This is a genomic window from Hoeflea algicola (assembly GCF_026619415.1).
Taxonomy (GTDB): Bacteria; Pseudomonadota; Alphaproteobacteria; order Rhizobiales; family Rhizobiaceae; genus Hoeflea; species Hoeflea algicola.
Genome location: NZ_JAOVZR010000001.1, coordinates 1,068,721 through 1,090,012 on the forward strand (window position 1 = coordinate 1,068,721; position 21,292 = coordinate 1,090,012).

Here is a 21,292-nt window from a genome sequence, read left to right on the forward strand (position 1 = left end):
TTGATGATGTGGATGCGGTCCTCGCAGCCATGATCATTAATGCGCCACCTGCTGATCGGGTCCATACTTCTGTGGCCCTCGCTGCGGCATGTCCGGCTTGTGTATGGCGGCATCAACCCGCCTCGAACACGCAACAAACCCGGTTTATCTGGGGGGCCATTTTTAACCGTCGCATATTTAGATTTAAATCAACTCAGACCGGTTAGAACTGGTCCGGCTGGAATGACATCAGCTTGCTAAGCCTTCTTGCGAGGCATGTATCGCAGCTTACTGGCACATCATTCATCTTCATGCAGCACCCCACACCATCATCTAATACCATGCTCAGCCAATGCCGCATTGTCGGTATCAACCTTGCGGTGATTGCTGTTGTGTTGTCGGCAGCCGCCATCTTTCCGCGGAACGGTCAGGCATTGGTGATAGTTCCGCCCTGGAGCGAACCCGGACGGGTCATCGGGGTCATCGCTGACGCCGGTGGATCGGTCATCAACGGCACCGACGCTCCCTATGCCGCAATCGCCCATTCAGACGAACCCGGCTTCGCTTTCCGCTTGTTTAAGTCCGGCGCAATGCTGGTTCTCGACGGCAGTCTCGCATTCTTTTGCAGGAGTACACCTTCGCTATGAGTTACATGACCTCGCTCCGCACCCGCGCCGCCATTGCAATCGTATCGCTGTTATGGATCAACGTCGGCATGATGGCCCTTCGATATTGGTGGGGCATGGAAGCCGATCCGGTCATCGTTCTGGGCGGCGGCGCTGCAATCGCCGTTGTCGCAACCCTGACATGGTGGCGTGACCGCACCGGCACGGCAACTCAGATCTCAACGGCGCTGGCGCATGCGGCAAGCGTTGCCTTGCTGGTCTACGCGTTTTCCGGATCACCCCTTCAGATTGACATGCATATGTATTTCTTCGCCAGCCTGGCGATCTGCGCATCCTGGGTCGACTGGCGGCCGATACTGGCATTCTCAGGTCTGACGGCTGTGCATCATCTCGTGCTGTTTTTCATTATTCCCGCAGCCGTTTTTCCAGGCGATACGAATCTAAGCCGCGTCATCTTGCATGCTGTCATCCTCATTCTGGAGGCAGGCGCCCTGGTGGCTTTGGGTCATTCGCTCGCCAAGGCCTTTGCCCAGAACGACGAAGCGATGCACAACACCCAAATCGCCAATGAGCAGGCGAGTCAAATGTCGCAGAAGGCAGAACAGGCCCAGCAACAGAACCTCGAGGACGCCAAACGTCGCGAAGCTGAACGTACCGGCGACACTGAGCGTCTGCAGTTCGCCATGGACTCTCTTGGCCGTGGGCTTCGTCAATTGGCCGAGGGAGATCTTCGTTTCCGCATCACCGACCGTTTTGACGATACGCTTGAGGTTCTCAGAGGCGATTTCAACTCATCCATGCAATCACTCGAACAACTGGTCGCTGAACTCGGCGATTCCGCGCGCCAGATGAGCGAAGGCTCCAACGGTGTGTGCAGCGATGCCGAGCGAATTTCCCAGCGCACCGAACAACAGGCCGTCTCACTGGAGGAAACCGCCGCAGCGATCGGACGCATCACCGAAAACGTCCAGACAGCCTCTGAGCGTGCCGGGGAGGCCGGACGCCTGGTCGACGAAGCCACGAAAGATGCGTCTGTCTCCGAAGAGATTGTTTCCAAGGCCGTCAACGCCATGACCGAAATCGAAGGATCTTCGCGTCAAATCGGACAGATCATCACCGTTATCGACGAAATCGCGTTCCAGACCAATCTGCTGGCTCTCAATGCCGGAGTGGAAGCCGCCCGCGCCGGGGAGGCAGGCAGAGGCTTCGCGGTGGTGGCTCAGGAAGTGCGTGAACTGGCGCAGCGCTCGGCAAGCGCCGCCAAGGAAATCAACGCCCTGATCGAAACATCAACAACCCACGTCAGCAGTGGCGTTACCCTGGTCAACCAGACCGGGGAAGCGCTTCGCTCGATCGGCGATCAGGTCAAGCACATCAACGAGTACATCGCCAAGATCGTCGACACCGCACGTGAACAGGCCACCGACATCTCCGAAATCAATTCGGCGGTCGTCAGCATGGACCAGACGACCCAACAAAACACCGCCCTTGTCTCTGACACCACCAAGTCGATTCGTGCCCTTGCCACCAATGCCGACAGATTGGTGGCAAAACTGGCCGTTTTCAGCGTCAATGAAACGACCACAACCCAACCGTCCGGCAATTCGAAACCAACTATCGCCACGCCGAATCCGATGGCACACGCACCCAGAGCGGTACGCCATTCCGGCGGTCCTGGCGCAGCAGCAACCGCTGTTGCCCAGCAATGGGACGAATTCTGAGCCCGCGGGCCGGCCACAGTCGGGCTTCAGGCTGACGAGGCCTTGGACTCACGACGTCAACCATTTATATCAGGGACACAGACACCACTGTGTCCCCTTTTTTGACTGCGGATTTTCTACCCTCTACCCGCACCTTGGGGTTGAGAACCCAAGCCCGGTGCAGATTTGAATTCCATTGCCGCATCGAACGGCCGTGATGTTTATTTTCAGTGTTTCAAAACAGTCACAATCCAGTGCCAGGATAATATTCCACGCCAAAGACAGACAAGGAGACGATTCGCGCACCATGACCACATTCGACCGCCTGAAAAGTCTGCTTGATCTGTTCCGCCTCCCTGCTGGCGGCGGTAGCAAGCCCAAACGTCAGGTCGCCGCCGTCGTGGTCCGGGGGACGGGCGAAAGCCGTGAAATGCTGTTGATTACCAGCCGCGACACCGGCCGGTGGATTGTGCCCAAGGGCTGGGTTGAACGCGGCGAGGACGGCGTTGAGGCAGCGCTGAGGGAAACCTGGGAAGAAGCGGGCCTGATCGGCGAAGCCTGTTCCGACGTACCGGTGGGCTATTATCGCTATGTCAAGCATCGCCCGCGCCGCGGCAACGCGCTGTGCGAAGTCGAGGTCTATCTGGTCCGAATGATCGAGCAAAAAGATCAGTGGCCTGAAAAGGGCCAGCGCAAGCGCAAGTGGTTTCCAGTCGCCGCGGCAATCAGCCTGGTCAGCGAGATAGAGCTGAAAGACGTGATTCGCGACGCCGTGCAGCTCCACAAGGCTGCCTGACGGCGCTTTCGGGGATGATCGCCGCGCCTGCCTGCACAGCCGGGCCGCACGCGGGCCCGACCTGCCCCGTATTTTTTGCCCCGCGCATAGCCCCGCTGGTGGTATTTTCGTGTTTGTCCTCGTTTTCCACAACACCAACTCACAAGATATGGTGGTCATTAATCGGGTACAAACTACCCCTTGACGCGTCCGCCCGAGTCGCTGCTTATAGGTCAAACGTTGCGGCGGCGGCGTGGCTGGAATGTTTCGAGGCCAGTCAAATCCTGTCATTTTCGGGTCCACAAGTCTGACTTCGTGCTGGTTTGCACGGCGGTCGGAGGGGTAAGTTTTTGTGTCCGGAATTGGTGTCGCTGAATGCGAATAGGGCTGGAAAAAACCTTCTGTTAATACTATATTTAGTGTTTGCAAGCAGCCTAACCACAAGATAGAGGATCCCTGTACGGGAACCACACCATGTGACCGAGTTGAGATGGGCTGCGCAATGACTACGCTGCCTACGGGGAAGATATTGTCGTGACGCAAGGAATGCGCTCGGCTGAGGCTATTAAAGAGGACTACAATGCGCATCGACCGACGGTTCACCAAAGACGGCCAGTCCGCCTACGCAGAAATCGAATTCCGCAAGGCCACGAGCGAGATCAGGAATCCTGACGGCTCCATCGTCTTCCGTCTGGCCGACATTGATGTGCCGGTGCAGTTCAGCCAGGTTGCAGCCGACATTCTGGCACAGAAGTATTTCCGCAAGGCCGGTGTCCCGGCCCGCCTCAAGAAGGTAGAGGAAAATTCGGTGCCGTCCTGGCTGTGGCGCTCGGTCGCTGATGAAAAGGCCCTCGAAAAGCTTCCCGAAGACGAGCGCTACGGTTCCGAAACCGATGCCCGTCAGGTGTTTGACCGGCTCGCCGGCACCTGGACCTATTGGGGCTGGAAGGGCGGCTATTTCACCTCCGAGGATGACGCCTGCGCCTTCATGGACGAGCTTGCCTACATGCTCGCCACCCAGCGCGTTGCCCCCAACTCGCCACAGTGGTTCAATACCGGCCTGCATTGGGCTTACGGCATCGACGGTCCCGGCCAGGGCCATTTCTATGTCGACCCGTTCACCGGCAAGCTGAAGAAGTCCGAATCCTCCTACGAGCACCCGCAGCCGCATGCCTGCTTCATCCAGTCGGTCGAGGACGATCTCGTCAACGACAACGGCATCATGGATCTGTGGGTGCGTGAGGCACGGCTGTTCAAATACGGTTCCGGCACCGGCTCCAACTTCTCGCATCTGCGCGGCGAAGGCGAAAAGCTCTCGGGCGGCGGCAAGTCGTCAGGCCTGATGAGCTTCCTCAAGATCGGCGACCGCGCCGCAGGCGCCATCAAGTCGGGCGGCACCACCCGCCGTGCAGCCAAGATGGTGGTGGTCGACATCGATCACCCCGATATCGAGGCCTACATCAACTGGAAGGTCAAGGAAGAGCAGAAGGTTGCAGCCCTCGTCACCGGTTCGAAGATCGTGGCCGTGCACCTCAAGGCGATCATGAAGGCCTGCCTCAACTGCGAGGCCGACAACGACGCCTGCTTCGACCCCAAGCAGAACCCGGCGCTGAAGCGTGAAATCAAGGCCGCCAAGAAGAACCAGGTGCCTGAAAACTACGTCAAGCGCGTCATCCAGTTTGCCAAGCAGGGCTACACCGATATTGAATTCAAGACCTACGACACCGACTGGGATTCGGAAGCCTACCTCACGGTTTCAGGCCAGAACTCCAACAATTCGGTCTCGATCAAGGACGACTTCCTGCGCGCTGTCGAAACCGACGGCGAATGGCACCTGACCGCCCGCAAGGACGGCAAGATCATGAAGACGCTGAAGGCGCGCGACCTGTGGGAACAGATCGGCCATGCCGCCTGGGCCTCGGCTGATCCGGGCCTGCACTTCAACACCACCATGAACGACTGGCACACCTGCCCAGCGGAAGGCCCGATCCGCGCCTCCAATCCGTGCTCGGAATACATGTTCCTCGACGACACCGCCTGCAACCTGGCCTCGCTCAACCTCTTGCAGTTCAAGGACGCCGACACCAAGCAGATCGATATCGCCGATTACGAACACGCCGTCCGGCTCTGGACCATCGTGCTCGAGGTCTCGGTTATGATGGCCCAGTTCCCCTCGCGCCAGATTGCCGAGCAGTCCTACAAGTACCGCACCCTGGGTCTGGGCTTTGCCAATATCGGCGGCTTGCTGATGACCACCGGCATTCCCTATGATTCCAAGGAAGGTCGCGCCATCTGCGGTGCCCTGTCGGCGATCATGACCGGCGTTTCCTACGCCACATCGGCTGAAATGGCCGGCGAGATCGGCCCCTTCGCCGGTTTCAAGGAAAACAAGAAGAACATGCTGCGGGTGATCCGCAACCACCGCCGCGCCGCCCATGGCGAAACCGGCGGCTATGAGGACCTGTCGGTCGATCCGGTGGCGCTGATCCATCAGGACTGCCCCGATCCGGACCTGATCGCCCACGCAACGTCTGCCTGGGACAAGGCGCTGGAGCTCGGTGAAAAACACGGCTACCGCAATGCTCAGGTTTCGGTCGTCGCGCCAACCGGCACCATCGGCCTAGTGATGGATTGCGACACCACCGGCATCGAGCCTGATTTCGCGCTGGTCAAGTTCAAGAAGTTGGCCGGTGGCGGTTACTTCAAGATCATCAACAACGCCGTGCCCGAAGCGCTGCGCACATTGGGCTATTCCGAAGCCCAGTTGGCCGAGATCGAGGCCTATGCGGTCGGTCACGGCAACATCAATCAGGCGCCGGCCATCAATCCCGGCTCGCTGAAAGCCAAGGGTTTCACCGACGAGAAGATCGAAGCCATCAACGGCGCCACCAAGGCCGCCTTCGACATCAAGTTCGTGTTCAACAAGTGGACGCTGGGCGAAGACTTCTGCAAGGATGTGCTCGGCCTCACCGACGAGCAGATGAACGACTTTTCCTTCGACATGCTGTCGGCCATCGGGTTCGCCAAGAAGGACATCGAAGCCGCCAACATCCATGTTTGCGGGGCGATGACGCTGGAAGGTGCACCGCACCTCAAGGAAGAGCACTATCCGGTGTTTGATTGCGCCAATCCTTGCGGCAAGGTCGGCAAGCGCTATCTGTCGGTCGACAGCCATATCCGCATGATGGCTGCCGCCCAGCCGTTCATCTCGGGCGCGATCTCGAAAACCATCAACATGGCCAATGACGCCACCGTCGATGATTGCAAGAACGCCTACATGCTCTCCTGGAAGCTGGCGCTGAAGGCCAACGCGCTCTACCGCGATGGCTCGAAGCTCAGCCAGCCGCTCAATTCCTCGCTGATCGAGGATGATGAGGACGAGGGCGACGCAATCGAAGCACTGGCTGCCCAACCACAAGCAGCCCAGGCTGTCACGGTCACAGAAAAGATCGTCGAACGGGTGGTCGAAAAACTGGTGCACGATCGCGAAAGAATGCCCAACCGGCGCAAGGGCTACACCCAGAAGGCAGTGATCGGCGGCCACAAGGTCTATGTCCACACCGGCGAATATCACGACGGCCGGCTGGGCGAGATCTTCATCGACATGCACAAGGAAGGCGCTGCCTTCCGGGCGATGATGAACAATTTCGCCATCGCCATCTCGATCGGCCTGCAATATGGCGTGCCGCTGGAGGAATATGTCGAGGCCTTCACCTTCACCCGGTTTGAACCCGCCGGCATGGTTCAGGGCAATGACGCCATCAAGAACGCCACCTCGATCCTCGACTATGTGTTCCGGGAACTGGCCGTCTCCTATCTCGGCCGCAACGATCTGGCCCATGTCGACATGTCGGACTTCTCCAACACCACGATGGGCAAGGGGATTTCCGAGGGCAAGGCGAGCCCGTTCTCCAAGGGACTGACCCGTGGCGCCTCGCTCAAGGTCGTTACCGGCCATGGCATTGGCGCAAACTCCGAGCCCAAGGGCCAGGCCGCCAACGCCCCCTCCTCCGGCGCCTCGGTGATCACCGGATCGTTCGCCTCCAAGAGTTCTGGCTCGGCCAAGGGATCGGCCAATCTGGCGGTCAAGTCCCAGCCCGAGGAGATCGAGACCGACGGCGCCATCGCCTTCAGGCGCGATTATGAAGAGCGTGCCGAGGAACTGGCCGCCGAAATCGCGCTGGTCGAAAACGAGGCGGAAGAGCTGTTCTCCGACATCGCCGAATCCGAGGCCCGCGACGCCAAGGCCAAGGCCGCCGCCCGCCGCGCCCGGTCCCTCGCCCAGGGCTACACCGGCAACATGTGCACCGAATGCCAGAACTTCACCATGGTGCGCAACGGCACCTGCGAGAAGTGCGACACCTGCGGGGCAACGAGCGGGTGCAGCTAGATAGCCAAATTAGGGCCAAAAACAAATTTTATAGGGCCGCGCACTGCGCGGCCCTATTGCGTAGTGGAAACGAAGATGTTCTGAAATCAACGAATTCGGACGATATGAGATGACGATACGAACAGCAGAGGAAGCTCTACAGCGGTACAAAGAGAAAATGGGAGATGAGTTGGGCTCCACTTTTCATTTGTGCTTACAGGAATTGTATTGGGTATCAAGCACATGGGATATCCACGAGACTTTGTTCCATGATTCGAACACAGTTGAACTCATCAATAGTGCCAATGGTGGCGTGTCCTTTGCAATCCAAACCGTGTTTTTTGAATATGTCCAACTGGGCGTTTGCCGCTTAACGGACCCGGCTACGCAGAGGAAATCCAAAAACCTCACAGTCCGAGCATTACCGGATTTGGTCATCGAAGATTTAAAACTTGAGATCGATCAGCTTGTCTCAGAATCTCTCAAAGCGACGGAGGCTGCGCGGGACTGGCGAAACAGAAAAATTAGTCACAGCGATTTTCACCTCAAGGCGTCTCAAGCGAAGCCATTGAAGTCCACGAGCAGGATTGCAACAACCGAAGCTATTGCGCGAATTCATCGTGTTCTTCAACCGATTGCCTTGCACTACTGTGAGACGAATTTGATTTTGCCTGAGCTCGGTGACAATAATGCCATGAGCTTTTTGCTCCATCTGTTCGCTGGCCAACAGAAAAAAGAGGCCGATTTAGAAGCGGTAAAAAGCAGGGATTATAAAACTCTTGAGAACAGATTCCCGGATTGGCTAAAAAGGCATGGCTCCATGGGAACTCGATACGATTTGGATCGCATATTGAAGGTTCCGCGAGAACATTGAACGCGCGCCCTCACCTGAAATTTCTAGGACTTATCCCGCGGCTAAGATGCTGATTGCTTCCTCTCCCAAATTGGGAAGAGGAGAAGACGGAAAACGCGGCACGCTCCCTCTCCCTTGGTGGGAGAGGACACAAAATCGCGGCCTTAGCGCAGCTAAGTCGCAGATTTTGTTGGTGAGGGGGTCACGCAACACTCGCCTCCATCATACCGGACTTGATCCGGGATCCAGCCACCGCGCGTTGGTGCGGTCAGAGACGATTCGTCCACACCCCCACATTACGGAATGGATCCTCGGCTCGAAGGCCGAGGATGACGACGGGGAAAGTGAACCAGGACGATAGTCAGATGCTGCCGAGACAGACGATTCCCCCGGACTTCGTCATCCTAGGGCTCCGACCCTAGGATCCATTCCGTGATCCCACAGCACGGCAAGACCCATCGCAGGGCAAGGGTCCGATTACATTGGCCCATCACCACCCGGTGCCGCTAAACAATTCAAACCAATCCGGATTGGACTTCTCTACGAGATTAACCGTCCGTTGTTACGGCCAGCGCTTGCCCCACCTCTGACACTAGAACGCGGCATACAGGCAGCTCAGTTTCTCACGCAACAGCACGGGATGGATCCTCGGCTCGGAGGCCGAGGATGACGACGGGGAGAATGCCAGGACGATAGTCATATGGTGCCGAGACGATTCCCCCGGACTTCGTCATCCTAGGGCTCCGACCCAGGGATCCATTCCGTGATCCCGCAGCACGGCAAGACCCATCGCAGGGCAAGGGTCCGATTACATTGGCCCATTACCACCCGGTGCCGCGAAACAATTCAAACCGATCCGGATTGGACTTCTCTATGAGATTGTCCGTCCGTTGTTACGGCCAGCGCTCGCCCCACCTCTCACACTAGAACGCGGCATACAGGCAGCTCAATTTCTCACGCAACAGCACGGGATGGATCCTCGGCTGGGAGGCCGAGGATGACGACGGGGAGAATGAGCCAGGACGACGGTCAGATGGTGCCAAGACGATTCCCCCACACTTCGTCATCCTAGGGCCCCGACCCTAGGATCCATTCCGTGATCCCGCAGCACGGCAAGCCCCATCGTCGGACACAGCGTTAATCGCACTGGTCATCACCAACCGGTACCGCGAAACAATTCAAACCAGTCCGGATTGGTCTTTTCGATCAGTTCGATCTTCCACTGCCGCGGCCAGCGCTTGAGCGATTTCTCACGCTGGATGGCATCGCGGATATCGAAATGCTCCTCATACCAGACCAGTCGCCGCACGCCGTAACGGTTGGTGAAGCGCGATCCGGTTCCAGCCACATGTTCAGGCACGCGACGGCCCAGATCATTGGTCACGCCGATATAAATGGTCCCGCCCTTCCGGCTGGCGAGCATGTAGACATACCCCGCCATCGGCAAAAGATACCGCAAGTTGCAACATCACGGAATGGATCCTCGGCTCGGTGGCCGAGGATGACGACGGAGAGTGTGAACCCGGACGACGGCGGGGACTGAGAACGGCGACGGAGCGGTGGAAGCCGGACAAGGACGGCGCAATCGCCTCACGTGCAATTCCCAGCACTTAGCCTGCGGCTAAGGCGCTGAAATTGCTTCCTCTCCCACAATGGGGAGAGCCAAATTTGGCAAACACGCGGCACCCTACCTCTCCCTTGGTAGGAGAGGATACAAAAAAACCGCGACCTTAGCGTAGCTAAGTCGCAGATATTGTTGGTGAGGGGTGGGATCGGCCGGGGTGAACCCGGCCCAAGCCTCGGTATTACCTGGCCTTGCGGGCCGCATAACGGCGGTCGCGCTTCTCCTTCATGGCGGCCATATCGGCAACCGCGCGTTCGGCGCGCGCCTTTTCTTCTTCCTCGCGGGCCAGACGTTCGGCATGTTCAGCCGCGTAGGCCGCTTCCGCATCAGCTGCTTCCTGCGCTGCCTTGCGTGCTTCTTCTTCGAGCTTCAGCCGCGCGCGTTCGGCGTGGCGAATTTCGCGCGCCTTTGCCACCGCTTCGCGCTCGGCGCGCCTGGCGACAACCTCCGGGTCATCAGCCTTCGGCGCTGCCTTCATTTTTTCCAGCAGTTTCTTTTTGGCCTCCATGGCATCCTGGCGGCGGTCGGTGAAGGTCGTACGTACTTGGTTTTTCAAACGAAATTCGTCCTTGGTTGGAAATGAAGCCGATATGGCAAAGGCGCCCAAACAAGGCGCTCTCAATGTATTTGGTGTTCCAACCGCGCTTGTACACCCATTTGGGGCCATTTTAACAGGAACATTTTGCAGCGCACCGCCTTCTCTGGCTCCAGCATTGGCTTGACGGAACCATTTCTCAACCCGTTGTTGTCACCATGGCGCAAGGAGAGGCGCGATGGGCAAGGTTTACCGGTTCAAGCCAAGACGACGATTCGCCAGTGGCCAGTTTGCGCTCGCCGGCGCCGACCGCCCCGCCCGCAAACATTCCAAAACCCACCCGCAGTCCCTGCCACGACGCTCCGCTCCATTTTTGCTGGCCGGCTTGCTGCTGGCGCTCATCAGTTACAACCTGCTCCAGCCGTCGCTCGCCTTGCCGTCGCTCGGAAGCGTCAGGGACGCGGCGCAATTTCATCACTCTTTTTCCGTTTGCAGCGGCAGCGCCCGGATAAACTGCGTCATCGACGGCGACACGATCTACCTTGACGGCGAGAAAATCAGGATCGCCGATATCAACACGCCGGAAATCTCCCGCCCCGCCTGTCATCGCGAACGCACATTGGCAAACCAGGCCCAGATCCGGCTGGTGGAATTGCTCAATGCCGGCCCGGCGGAATTACGGCGAACCGAAACCCGTGACCGCGATGTCTACGGCCGCAAGCTCAGAAGCATCTACCGCAACGGCCGCTCGCTCGGAGATACGCTGATTGACGAGGGTCTGGCGCATCGTTGGCGCGGCTACAAACAGTCCTGGTGCAACTAGGCGCCAGGCGTCCGCGCAAATTCGGCCAAATATAATTCTCCACGCCGCCGCGCACCCATCCAATTTCCCGGTTAGACTTCTGCCGATATGGAAAACCGAATCTCTGAGCCCGGAGTGAAAATGCCCCTCACCTATGCCATCGGCGATGTTCATGGCCGCAGCGACCTACTGGCGGCACTGCTGGAGGCGATCGGCGAGGACATGGCCGGGCGTGTGGCGCGGATCGTTTTTCTGGGCGATGTCATCGACCGCGGGCCCGACAGCCGAGGCTGCCTTGATCTGGTGATCGGGGCGTTGGCCCAATACCCCGATTCGCGGCTGGTGCTGGGCAATCACGAGGAATTCCTGCTGCGCTTCATCACTCCTGATGACGATCACCAAGACGTGGTGCGGGTTTGGTATCCCAATGGCGGTATCGCCACCCTGCAGTCCTACGGGCTGGATGCGCGTGATCCGATCGACAGCCTCGCCACAACGTTCACCCGCGAATTTCCCGGCCATATCGCCACACTTCGCGCCGCCAGCTGGATGGTCGAAGGTGAGCACCATGCCCTCGTCCATGGAGGCATCGATCCACATCTCGGGCTCGCAGCCCAGGAACCCCGCACCACCCGCTGGATCCGCGAAAAATTCCTTAGCTTCGCCGGGCCACTGCCCAAGACCATCGTTCACGGCCATACGCCGACCGAATCGAGCCTGCCGGAAATCCACCCGAATCGCATCGCCATCGACACCGGTGCCTATTATTCCGGCCACCTCACCTGTGTGGTTCTTAACGGCGCCACAGCACCCGGTTCCTGACCACCAGCGTCCATGACGGGCAGATCACTGTACGCCAGGCACAGCCACTCGACCGCTGCTGACGTTTTTTCCGGACAATCCGGCGCTCACCCCTTTTCATTTCCCGTCTCCGCGGGCTAAACCTCTGCGAACTCAAACACAAAGGCGAACGAGATGAGCGACGAAACCCGGGATCTCGAACGGCACGGTATTGAACGATGGCGACAATGTCACCGTGATCAAGGACCTCAAGGTCAAGGGCACCTCGTCGACCGTCAAGCGCGGCACTATGGTCAAGGGCATCCGGCTGACCGGCAATCCCGACGAGGTCGAATGCCGGGTCGAAAAGATCAAGGGGCTGGTGCTGCGCACCGAGTTTTTGAAAAAGGCCTGAGGGCGCACAGCCCTTATCGGCATCATCCCCGGGCGTGCTCCGGGGATGCCTCCCACGCCTCCGGCGTCAGGTTTTGCCAATACGCCTTGCCAGCGGTGTCGAACTCAGGCCGTGGGCAAGGATCGAAAACGCCACCGTCATCGAAACGCAGGCCAGCAGCTCGTCCGCGTTGGCAAACACGTATTCGTCCATGATGATCAGCGTGAACAGGATCGAGGCCAACCCGCGCGGCCCGAACCAGCCTAAAAACAGCTTCTCCTTGATCTTGAGCCCGGTGCCCAGCAGCGACAGCCAGATCGCCGCCATCCGCACCACGGTGAGAAACAGCACGGCAATGATCACAGCACTTGCCGTGGCATGCTCAATGCCGTCGGGCAGCAACAGCGCGCCAAACACCAGAAACGACGTCATCGTCAGCAATTGCCCGGCGCCATCCATGAATTCGCGGATGAAGCGGATATGGTGCCGATAGGTGTTTCCGAACACCATGCCGCCGACAAAGGCGGCGATAAAACCATTGCCACCAATCACCTCGGCAAACACATATGCAGCAAAGGCGGTTGCCACAAACACCACGCCCTCGGCGGATTCGGCAATCAGCTGCCGAGTTTGCGCCAGATCGAGCAGCCGCGCCACGCTCCAGCCGACCGCAATGCCCGCCAGCGGCCCGAGCACGATCTGGATCAGGGCGGCGATGGCAAGCCCGTCGGTATTGGCGTCCGACACCCCCGCCGAGGCCAGGATCGCGCCCAGCAGCACCACCGGCAGCACCAGTCCATCATTGAGCCCGCTTTCGACATTGATTGTTTCACTCAGCCGCTCCGGCACATCAGGGCTCGAAACCACGGCTTGTCCGAGCGCCGCATCGGTGGGCGAAAGCAGCGCCGCCGTCAGCAACGCCATCGCAATCCCGCCCTCGGGGCTGATCAGGTAAACCGCCAGCGTTCCAAAAATAAGCGACAGCGGCAGGCCGATCAAAAGCATCCGGCCCGGCAACTGCCAATTCTGCTTGAGCTGGGAAAACCGCACATGCGAGGCATCGGCGAACAGCACCAGCACCAGCGTGAATTCCGCCAGCAACCGCTTGCCCTCGCTCAGAATTTCCGGCGGCGCGGCGGCACGCAACGGGTCGGAGACCAGATACCCCACCCCCATGAAGATTATCGGCAGCGTCAGCAGCGACCGATCAACCGCTTTCGTCAACAACGAATAGGCAATGAAGGCCGCCAATATGCCCAGGATCACCCAGTCAAAGTCGACGCCCATGCCGCGTCCTTTCCGTTCACGAATCCGGTTGCCGGACGACTATGGCGCGCGGCAGTGCGCATGGCTACCGCCATCAGGCAATTGATCAATCAAAGCTGTAGGCTGGACCGTGAGCGACCGGGTGGTTCGGGCCGTCAGGTGCCGCAATAGGTAGTGTAGGCGCCAAATCCAGAGGGCGCGCCCAGCGCATAGACTTCCAGTCCGGCGCGCGCCTCAAATGGGTTTGCCAACACCTCGACCAGCCGTTCGAACGGCTTGAGATCGCCTTTGGCTGCCGCCTCAAGGGCTGCTTCCACCATGTGGTTGCGCGGGATATAGACCGGATTGGCGCGGTTCATCGCCGCAGCACGCTCTTGGACCGTGCCCGGCTCACGCAGCAACCGCTCCCGATAGGCTGCAAGCCAGCCATCGAAGACGGCAGGATCGTCAAACAAGGTCCGTGCGGCTTCAGCTTGGCCCGCTGCGACATGGGAGAGGCTGCGGAACAGCTGCGTGAAATCAACATTCTGGCCTTCCATCACCGAAAACAGGTCGGTGGCAAGTTCCATGTCAGTATCTTCCTCGCACTCAAGGCCAAGTTTTTGGCGCATACCTTCAAGCCATGCGTCCTGATAGGCTTCTGGAAAACCGTTTATTACCTCGCTCGCCATCCGCACCGCCGCATCGCTGTCATCGGGGTTGATCAGGTCGAGCAGGGTTTCAGCCAGCCGCGCCAGATTCCACTGGGCAATTTGCGGCTGGTTGCCATAGGCGTAACGCCCGTTCTGGTCGATTGACGAGAACACCATCTTCGGGTCGTAGACATCGAGAAAGGCGCAGGGGCCGTAATCGATGGTCTCACCGGAAATCGTCATGTTGTCGGTGTTCATCACCCCGTGCACGAAGCCAATCAGCATCCACTTGGCAATCAGCGCCGCCTGCCGGTCGCGCACCTGCACAAGCAGTTGCAGATAACGGTCGGGCTTGCCTGCGAGCGCCGGGTAGTGTCGGGCGATGGCGTAGTCGGCGAGTTGCCGCAAACGGTCGGTTTCGCCGCGCGCTGCAAAGAACTGGAACGTGCCCACCCGCAAATGGCTCGACGCCACCCGCGCCAGCACAGCACCTTGTTCCGCGCCGGCCTGACGCATGATGCTTTCGCCGGTCATTACTGCCGCCAGCGCCCGCGTGGTCGGCACGCCCAGCGCATGCATCGCCTCCCCGATGATATATTCACGCAGCACCGGCCCGAGCACCGCCTTGCCATCGCCACCGCGTGAAAACGGCGTCCGGCCGGAACCTTTGAGGTGGAGGTCGCGGCGCTCGTCGTGGCTGTCGATCACCTCTCCCAGAAGCAGCGCCCGGCCGTCGCCGAGCTGCGGTGAAAAACCGCCGAATTGGTGCCCGGCATAGGCCATCGCCAGCGGTGTAGCTCCCTCCGGCGCTGTATGGCCCGAAAGAATGGCTGCACCCTCGGCGCTGTCGAGCGCATCGGCATCAAGCCCCAGCTCCACCGCCAGTTCTCGATTGAAGCGGACCAGTTTCGGTGCAGGCACCTCGGCGCCCTTCCATGGTACGTAAAACCCTTCGAGTTCGCGCGCGTAGCTGTTGTCGAATTTCAGTCCTGCAATGCTCATTGGCTTCATTCCCTGTTGCGTCGCACGCCGATACCAGCGCCGGCGCCCACTCAATCGATCTCGAATTCCAGGCTCTCAAATCCCAGCGCTTCCAGGAAGCGACGCGGGTCGAGACCGAAATCGGCATAGATAACCTGATTGTTCTGATCGATGATAGTAAACCACGGCGTGCCCGCCGAGCGGTAATCCTGCATGAAACTCGGATAGGTCTCATCTTCCCGCGCCAGGTCATGGCCGAACGGAATGGGAAGTTCAAAGCGTTGCTGGTTGATCCTGAGCTTGTCGACGGTGTTGTCCTTGAAGTCCTCGAACACCGTCTGGATCGCCGCAAAGCCGACGCCCCGTGCAGCCAAGTGATGATGCAGATAGCGCAGCACCGGAAAGCCGCGCGAATGGCATCCGGGACAGGCATGCTGGAAGCAAAACAAGATCTTCAGGCCGCCACCCAACTCGGACAAGGCCAACGGGGGCCGCGCCTGCCCTTCGCCGTCAATCCAGTGCTGACCCCTCAGTTCCGGTGCGGTGCGGTGTAGAGAGCCGAATTGCATGACGTGACCTTTCCGCAGTCTTGCACCGGGCCTGGGCAGCCGCCCGATACCGTCGCAGTGGCAATATCGGTTATTGCCACTGGCTCCTTTATCGTCAAGCCTATGGGCTTGAGCTACTCGGCCGCCTCGCGTCTGGGCAACACCCAGTCGGGCCGTGGGAAATGGCAACTATAGCCATTGGGAATCCGTTCAAGATAGTCCTGATGCTCAGGCTCCGCTTCCCAAAACTCACCCACCGGTTCAACCTCGGTCACAACCTTGCCTGGCCATAGCCCAGAAGCATTGACATCGGCGATGGTGTCGAGCGCAATCTGGCGTTGCTCTTCGTCGGTGTAGTAGATCGCCGAGCGGTAGGACATGCCGCGGTCATTACCCTGCCGATTCGGGGTTGATGGATCGTGGATCTGGAAGAAGAATTCCAGAAGCTGGCGATAACTGATCCGGTTGGTATCATAGATGATCTCGACTCCCTCGGCATGGGTACCGTGATCGCGGTAGGTGGCATTTTCCACATCACCACCGGTATAGCCGACGCGGGTATTCAAAACGCCCGGAAGTTTGCGGATCAGATTCTGCATACCCCAAAAGCATCCCCCGGCTAGTACTGCACGTTCAGTCATCTAGATATCCTCTACTTGTTCAATATATTCGCCATAGCCTTCGGCTTCCATTTCGTCCTTTGGAACGAACCTCAGCGAGGCGGAATTGATGCAATAACGGAGCCCTCCCCGGTCCTGCGGTCCGTCAGGGAACACATGGCCGAGATGGCTGTCACCATGTTTGGAGCGCACCTCGATGCGGACCATGCCAAGGCTGGCATCCCGCAATTCGGTGACGTGCGCGGGTACGATCGGTTTGGTGAAACTGGGCCAGCCACAACCGCTTTCAAACTTGTCGGACGAGGCAAACAACGGCTCTCCCGAAACAATGTCGACATAGATTCCAGCAGCCTTGTTATCGTTGTATTCACCCGTAAACGGCCGTTCGGTGCCGTTTTGCTGGGTCACTCGGAATTGCTCCGGCGTCAACGCGGCGATGGCATCTTTGGACTTTGAAAACGCTTTACTCATGGATTGGTTCCCTGCAGGATGATCGATCTTATCAAACACCAAAATGTGGCTCTTTGGAGAGAATTTCAATCACCGGCGACGACGCGTCGCAGGCTGTAACGCCCGCAACCGTTCAACTTGTGGTGATCATGCTTGAAAGCGGCTCAATATTCGCGTTCGAAGAAGATGCCGCCCTTGGTTTCTCCGTCCGCACCGGCTTCGCCACGCAACTTGACGCCGCGGCCGATATCCAGATCGATGCGCGCCTTGCTGGATCCGGCACCGGTGCCGCTCTCGAGTCCCAAATAGGTCCGGTCATTGAGGTATTTTCCGACCCCCAGCGAGGTTTCGCCGGTGTCCTCGTCGGTGCGCACGTCGATATCGTCAACGCCAGTGGCCCGGCGTAGTTTCTCCACCAATCCGCCGCCCTTGACCACACCGGTCAGTTGTCCTGCGGCTTCGGCCAATTGGGCAATCTGAATCGCCGAAAGATCGTTGAGCGAGCGGCCGAAGATCAGCAACGCCAACACTTCATCTTCGGGCAATTCCGGACTCGATGTGAAGCTGAATTCAGGCCGATCGGCCGGCCCGGTCACCAGAACCGTGACAGTCGTACTGCCGGCCCGGTTCGATGCGGCGAAATCCAGAACTGGAACCATCGATCCGGCAAAGCCGATCTTGCCCCTATCAAAATCAAGCCGTTTGCCCAGAATGCTCAACCGGCCCCGCTCCAGCTCGAATCCCCCGGCGGCCGAGGGCGAATTCGAGCTGCCGGACAACCGCACCGATCCTGCAAGTTCCACGTCCATCCCCCGGCCGCGAACAAAGATCCGGGTTGCACGGACGGTCAGATCAAGCCCAAGTCCGCCCGAACCGCCGCCGCCAGCATCCGCCGACAACCGCTCGGATTGCGCTTCCACAGCTGCTGATGCGTTCTTGTGGGTAACATCAAGCTGTGAAATCGAGGCCGGCAGACTATCGGGCACGGTAATCGTCGTCTCGTCGAGTTGCACCGTGCCACTAAGCGACGGTCGTTCCAGAAGCGCGCCCGAAAGCGCCAAATCGGCATCAAAGCGTGTCGCCACCATCTGGCCGTCAGCATAGCGTCCGCGCATCACTTTGAGTTTCAAATCAGCTGGGTAGCCTGATCCAGGTTGAATACCGATGGTTCCCGAACCGCTGATCTGGCCACCAGAGGACAATGTTCCGGATAGCGACCGGATCGATGCCTGACCTGGTGTCAACCCCACTTCGGCCGTCAGCTTGTCAATTGCCAACCCGGACCGGCCATCGACCAGCCGCGCATCCGATGTCGATATTGTCCCGGCGATCTGCGGCGCCGCCGCCGTTCCGGAAATCGAGATGTCGGCATTGGCGGCACCACTGAGCGCCAGCCCCTGCGCGGCCAGTTGCCGCGAAAGCAGAGAGAACGGCACCGTGCCGTTGATATTGGCAGACAATTGCTTTGCACCGGCGGTATCGAGGCCACCGGTCGCAGTAAAAGACAGACCACTGCCTTCCGCCCGAGCGTTGAAGCTGAGCCTGCCGCCTTGAAGACCGCCGGTCGCCGTAACCGCCAGCGGCACGTCGGCGACAGAGGAGGCCGCGGCTGCCCGCAGATTGCTGACATTGAGATCATAACTGACCACCGGTGCCGCACCAGTGCCGCCGATCTTGACCTGCCCCGACAGCGTTCCCGAAAGCCCCGCGCCCGGCGCGACCGCGTTGGCCGATGCAAGCGGCAACCCTGACAGGTCTGCGACAATATCGAGTTTCTCGCCAGCGGTGCCCGACACCGCGATCCGGCCACCGCCGGGCGAAATCGCCAACCGTTCTATGTTGGCCACCCCGTCACGGATCACCACCCGCGCCGGGTCACTCAGCGTTATGGCCAGCCCCTGGTAGGCGGTGCGCCCGCTTTCAAACTCCAGTTCAGTTCCTGCCTCACCCGGCCGAACCCGTCCCTTGAGCGCAACCGGGAACCCGGCGGCTTGCGCCTTGGCGTCAAACACCGTCCACCCCTGTGCCTGCGAAAACTCGACCCGCAGCCCCGATACATCCGTCTCACCAGCCTTCACTGAGGCAACATCCAGCGTGCCCACAGGGCTTGGCGTGCCCATCAGATCATCCACGCTCAGGGCGATACGCGCATCGCGCACCGCATAGCCCTCACCGCTCAATTTCGGGAAATCCAGTGCTATGTCAGCCAGAGAACGGCTGTCGCGCACGTCAAATTTGATCGTGCCGCCGCCATTGCCGCTAATGTTCTGCAAGGCCAGCGCTGCCAATGGGCCAATGCCTTTCAGATCGAGTTCAATTGTGCCCTTGGGACGGTAGGTCTCGTCAAGAACCAGCGTTCCGGAAATCAGGTTGTCAGCCACCTGCAGCCGCAACGGGTCGATCTGCACCACCCCACCGGCCTGCGCCAGCCTGGCTGTTCCGGCAATCGGTTGCCCGTCAAGGGTTCCGCTCAGCTCGATATCCGCCTGCGGCGCCGCGGTATCGGCCACGCCGCTGGCTTCAAGCAGCAGTCCGGAAAGGTCTCGCCCCTGAACAGCCAGCGCATTGCCCGACAGTTTTGCTTCAAACGCCGGCGCGGAACTCTGTCCCGAGAGCGTCGCCGAGAGTTTCAGCCCGCCGCTGACCGCCGTATTAAAACCTGCCAGATTGCTCAGCTCGGCCTCGACATCACCGGCAATCTGGCCATCGCTGTCGAGCGCCACGCCACCCGATGCGGTGGCGAATTGGGAAGAAAGCTGAAAGTCACGCACCGAAACCGAACCGACGTCGTCGCGAACCACCTCGGCTATAAATTTGAGCTCTTCGCCGAGCACGCCCCCGGCCTGATCCGACAGCACTGCGCTGCGCACAGCCCCTGAAAGGCGGGCAGCAAGGTCACCGGCAGTCCCGACGGTGATGTCTTCGAGCGCAACATTGGTGACACCGGATTTAAGCGTAATCTTGTCGCTGCTGACAGACCCATCTTCGGCCAGAGCCACCGCCCCAGATACATTAACGCCACCGGCAACCGCGCGGGCGACGATCTCGTTGGTCGATCCGACCGCGCCAATATCGAGTTTGATGGTTCCCTCGCCGCTGCGGGTGGCCATCGAAAATTGCCCGAAATCAACCACCGCCGACACCTCGTCGGCACTGAAATCGGCACCCTCGATGCGCGCGGTCGAAGCCACCAGATGGATGCTCGCCTCCTCGGCATTGCCCGACACCCGCATTTCCGCTTCAGGAACGGACAGGCTGACCTGCGCGCCGTCCGTGCCGAAACTCAGCATCCCGGCACCCGGTTGCGGCGAGATCGACGCGGTCAGATCGACTTCGCCCTCTAGCGCCACCCGGCCACGTCCTTCCGCCGACAGCCGCGCCGAGGCAAAGGTGAAGATGTCGATCACCGCGCCGCTGCGGTCCGGCTCAATCACCCCTTCAAGGCTCAACGCGCTGCGTCCTGCAACAATCTGGCTAAGCGTTGGCGGCAGGAACTGCTCAAACGCGCCTTCGGCCTGCAGCGAAACTGCTTCGCCAGCTTCACCGGCGATCAGTTGCAAATGCGCTTCGGCAACAATTTCATCGTTGATCGTGCCGGCCACATTGAGTTTCCAGTCGGCAAGCGTGCCTTGCGACGTTGCGCTGACGCTGATGGCATCCTGCGGCGCCAGTTGCAGCAAATGCGCCAGCACTCCCCCCGGTGGTTCCGACAGCTTGGCAGAAACATTGAGCAGGTCCTCGCCCTTCCGGTAATCCGCATCGACAGTAAGTTCGCCGCCAACCCCATCGATCCGCTTGACCACGAGATCGGCCAGCGCGGTGGAAACACTCGCATCGACCTGGAGACTGCCCTTCGCCTCAAGCCGAGCCACCCGGCCGGCAACCGGTTCGCCAAGCAGAATGTCGGGCGCGGACAGCCGCTTGATATCCAGCGCCAGTGGCAGCACCAGTTCGCTGCTTACTTCATCTTGCTTCTCTGCAGGTTTCGGTAAACGTGCCAACTCGACCCGCTCAATGGTCAGATCATCAATCGCCAGCCCGGCGCTGAGTAGCGCCAGCGGCGACCAATCGATCTTGATGCCTTTGATCAGCAGCCACGGCTCGCCCTCGGCATCCTTGACCAACACATGACCGATCGACGTCGAGCCCGACAACAACCCGTCGATCCGGTCGATCTCAACGCTCTGCTCCGCCCCCGACCCGAGGCGGTTCAGTGTCAGCACAATCAGCCGCCCGCCAGGCGTGGTCGAAACCAGCAGAATCAGAAAGGCGGCGATGACAAGAATGAGAATGATGAACCACCGCGCCGCGCGCCAGAACACTCCCGGGCGCCGTTTGCTCGTTGTTGCGGCGGTCAT

16 protein-coding genes are annotated in these 21,292 nt (G+C 59.6%); 8 read left to right on the forward strand and 8 right to left on the reverse strand.

From position 1 onward, the window contains the following. The first annotated feature begins 290 nt into the window (after window positions 1-290). The 5 genes from OEG84_RS05360 to OEG84_RS05380 all read left to right on the forward strand — a co-directional run bounded on the left by OEG84_RS05360 (window position 291) and on the right by OEG84_RS05380 (window position 8,323). Window positions 291-626, forward strand: coding sequence for a hypothetical protein (locus OEG84_RS05360; RefSeq protein WP_267652767.1), 336 nt, complete (start codon window positions 291-293; stop codon window positions 624-626). Next, window positions 623-2,326 carry a methyl-accepting chemotaxis protein gene (locus OEG84_RS05365; protein ID WP_267652768.1) on the forward strand — a complete coding sequence of 568 codons (1,704 nt, stop codon included), beginning with the start codon at window positions 623-625 and terminating at the stop codon, window positions 2,324-2,326. The genes OEG84_RS05360 and OEG84_RS05365 overlap by 4 nt, the downstream gene beginning before the upstream one ends. Before the next feature lie 286 nt (window positions 2,327-2,612). Beyond that, window positions 2,613-3,101 carry an NUDIX hydrolase gene (locus OEG84_RS05370; protein ID WP_267652769.1) on the forward strand — a complete coding sequence of 163 codons (489 nt, stop codon included), beginning with the start codon at window positions 2,613-2,615 and terminating at the stop codon, window positions 3,099-3,101. A 559-nt stretch (window positions 3,102-3,660) separates the two neighbouring features. Continuing rightward, the gene (locus OEG84_RS05375; protein ID WP_267652770.1) at window positions 3,661-7,470 is read left to right on the forward strand and encodes a vitamin B12-dependent ribonucleotide reductase; all 3,810 of its coding nucleotides are present in this window, start codon (window positions 3,661-3,663) and stop codon (window positions 7,468-7,470) included. 109 nt (window positions 7,471-7,579) lie between these two features. Next, window positions 7,580-8,323: an AbiU2 domain-containing protein gene (locus tag OEG84_RS05380; RefSeq protein WP_267652771.1), complete on the forward strand. Its 744-nt coding sequence runs from the start codon at window positions 7,580-7,582 to the stop codon at window positions 8,321-8,323. Window positions 8,324-9,455: 1,132 nt separating this feature from the next. On the opposite strand, the gene OEG84_RS05385 is transcribed toward OEG84_RS05380, so the two are convergent. After that, entirely contained in the window at window positions 9,456-9,743 is a 288-nt protein-coding gene (locus OEG84_RS05385; protein ID WP_267656097.1) for a GIY-YIG nuclease family protein, read from the reverse strand. A gap of 364 nt (window positions 9,744-10,107) precedes the next feature. After that, complete coding sequence (locus OEG84_RS05390; RefSeq protein WP_267652772.1) at window positions 10,108-10,482, reverse strand: DUF6481 family protein; 375 nt, start codon at window positions 10,480-10,482, stop codon at window positions 10,108-10,110. Window positions 10,483-10,699: 217 nt separating this feature from the next. Between OEG84_RS05390 and OEG84_RS05395 the strand changes: the two genes are divergently transcribed. The 3 genes from OEG84_RS05395 to OEG84_RS05405 all read left to right on the forward strand — a co-directional run bounded on the left by OEG84_RS05395 (window position 10,700) and on the right by OEG84_RS05405 (window position 12,458). Further along, window positions 10,700-11,284, forward strand: a complete 585-nt coding sequence (locus OEG84_RS05395; RefSeq protein ID WP_267652773.1) for a thermonuclease family protein — start codon at window positions 10,700-10,702, stop codon at window positions 11,282-11,284. A 120-nt stretch (window positions 11,285-11,404) separates the two neighbouring features. Continuing rightward, window positions 11,405-12,085: a metallophosphoesterase family protein gene (locus tag OEG84_RS05400; protein ID WP_267652774.1), complete on the forward strand. Its 681-nt coding sequence runs from the start codon at window positions 11,405-11,407 to the stop codon at window positions 12,083-12,085. Window positions 12,086-12,257: 172 nt separating this feature from the next. After that, window positions 12,258-12,458: an alkylphosphonate utilization protein gene (locus tag OEG84_RS05405; protein ID WP_267656098.1), complete on the forward strand. Its 201-nt coding sequence runs from the start codon at window positions 12,258-12,260 to the stop codon at window positions 12,456-12,458. 66 nt (window positions 12,459-12,524) lie between these two features. Here the strand turns inward: OEG84_RS05405 and OEG84_RS05410 are convergent, their stop codons facing one another. From OEG84_RS05410 to OEG84_RS05435, 6 genes are all read right to left on the reverse strand, one after another. Beyond that, complete coding sequence (locus OEG84_RS05410) at window positions 12,525-13,724, reverse strand: cation:proton antiporter (RefSeq protein ID WP_267652775.1); 1,200 nt, start codon at window positions 13,722-13,724, stop codon at window positions 12,525-12,527. Between the two features lie 134 nt (window positions 13,725-13,858). Beyond that, window positions 13,859-15,337 carry a protein adenylyltransferase SelO gene (locus tag OEG84_RS05415; RefSeq protein WP_267652776.1) on the reverse strand — a complete coding sequence of 493 codons (1,479 nt, stop codon included), beginning with the start codon at window positions 15,335-15,337 and terminating at the stop codon, window positions 13,859-13,861. Window positions 15,338-15,387: 50 nt separating this feature from the next. Then, complete coding sequence (locus OEG84_RS05420) at window positions 15,388-15,885, reverse strand: peroxiredoxin family protein (protein ID WP_267652777.1); 498 nt, start codon at window positions 15,883-15,885, stop codon at window positions 15,388-15,390. Window positions 15,886-15,998: 113 nt separating this feature from the next. Next, window positions 15,999-16,505 (reverse strand): peptide-methionine (S)-S-oxide reductase MsrA, encoded by a 507-nt coding sequence (gene msrA / locus OEG84_RS05425; RefSeq protein WP_267652778.1) that lies wholly within the window; start codon window positions 16,503-16,505, stop codon window positions 15,999-16,001. Then, window positions 16,506-16,955, reverse strand: a complete 450-nt coding sequence (gene msrB / locus OEG84_RS05430; RefSeq protein WP_267652779.1) for a peptide-methionine (R)-S-oxide reductase MsrB — start codon at window positions 16,953-16,955, stop codon at window positions 16,506-16,508. A 143-nt stretch (window positions 16,956-17,098) separates the two neighbouring features. Next, window positions 17,099-21,292 carry a translocation/assembly module TamB domain-containing protein gene (locus OEG84_RS05435; protein WP_267652780.1) on the reverse strand — a complete coding sequence of 1,398 codons (4,194 nt, stop codon included), beginning with the start codon at window positions 21,290-21,292 and terminating at the stop codon, window positions 17,099-17,101.